Genomic DNA, 1,537 nt, shown 5'->3' on the forward strand with positions numbered 1-1,537 from the left:
GAATCAGCCAGCGGGAGATGCAACGCTTTCGGGTGATTGCCTAGATAAGGTTCTTGACGCAGGGGCTGCCGCGATACCGGCAGGGGTGGTTGAAAGACAAAGAAGTCATTCAATGCCGAAGGAGGAACATTATGGCGACGATACGAGGTAGTAGCAGCACTGCGGGGGATCAATACTTCGCAGGGATTGATTGGGGTGGAAGCTTCCACCAGCTCTGCGTTGTTGACGGCGCAGGAAACACTGTGATCCAGAAACGATTCCAGCACACCAAAGAGGGCCTAGAAGCCCTAGGGAAGAAGCTTGGAAGTTTGCCTGGCGCGGTATTGATGGCGATCGAGCGGGGGGAAGGTCTTCTAGTGGAGTTCCTCTTGACCCTGGGGTTCCCTTTGTATTGTGTGTCTCCGAAAATATCGGCTAGGGCCAGGGAGCGGTACCGAGTCCAGTCAAAGAAGTCAGATGCCTTTGACGCGTTCGTTCTGGCAGATACGCTGCGTCATGAGCATTCGTACTGGCGGCCCCTCAGTGTCCAGTCAGAGACGATGATGCAACTACGCGCTGTGATACGGGACCGTGAACGCGTCGTGTGGAATCAACGGGACCTGGAGAACCAGTTGCGAGCCGCCATGGAAACGTATTATCCAGCGCCGTTGCATGTGTTTTCCTCACTGGACCGGGACATCACGTTGGAGTTCATTAAACGTTATCCCACCCCTGAGCACGCCAGTCGAATCGGCCCGGCGCGTATGGAGGCATTCACCAAGCGCCAGTCCTACACCGGTAGAGTTGCCCCGGAAGTGTTGGTGGAGCGGCTGCGGGAGCACGCTCTCTCAGCCAGTACAGGGACAACCAGTGGTAAGGCGTTCGCGGCGGTCCGTTTCGCTGAGCAGCTTCAACTCTTGAACCAGCACCTACGAGACTACGACAAGGAAATCCGGCGGCTTTTGGCCTCGCACCCGGACACGCCAATTTTTACGGGCTTCCCTGGGCTTGGCCCCGTGACCGCGGCAACACTACTTGCGGGGATGGGAGAAGACCGCGCCAAGTACCCCTCGGCTGCGTCTTTACTAGCCGAGACGGGGCTGGCACCAGTGACACGCGCTTCTGGGCGGACCCGGCAGGTACGGTTTCGTTACGCCGCCAATAAACGCATGCGTCACGCCATCGACTGGTGGATGTTTGTCGCCATCCGAGAAGACCCCCACTGGAGCGGGGTCCTCTACGAGCAAGCCCGAGCCGCGGGTCAAGGACACCACCGGGCACTGCGGGGTATCGGCGCCAGATGGGTACGGGTCTTATGGAAATGCTGGAACACCCACGAAGAATACGACCTCACCCAACACACAAGACGCTCCGAGGCCCTCCAAGCCATTGAAAAAGAGCAAGACTCTATCCCCACTATCCCGCTCGTGAACGAGGAGCTAAAGGCAGCCAGCTAACAAAAGCATCTCGTGCCCATCCGGTGGCACCCGGCCCTGGGCAGTATCTAGCACGCCCAAAAACACGCCACCAAAAAACAGAGGTTGACAGCGGGAGTCTG

General features: G+C 58.1%; 1 protein-coding gene. It reads left to right on the plus strand.

The features are described from left to right. Window positions 1-131 precede the first annotated feature (131 nt). On the plus strand, window positions 132-1,436 hold the full coding sequence (locus tag FYJ24_RS12370) for an IS110 family RNA-guided transposase (RefSeq protein WP_206192722.1): 1,305 nt from the start codon (window positions 132-134) through the stop codon (window positions 1,434-1,436). Window positions 1,437-1,537: the final 101 nt, after the last annotated feature.

Source organism: Scrofimicrobium canadense (assembly GCF_009696615.1).
Classification (GTDB): Bacteria; Actinomycetota; Actinomycetes; order Actinomycetales; family Actinomycetaceae; genus Scrofimicrobium; species Scrofimicrobium canadense.

Bases quoted from the DNA above. Each gene is read 5' to 3' on its own strand.
- FYJ24_RS12370 (WP_206192722.1), top strand. From the start codon at position 132: ATGGCGACGATACGAGGTAGTAGCAGCACTGCGGGGGATCAATACTTC.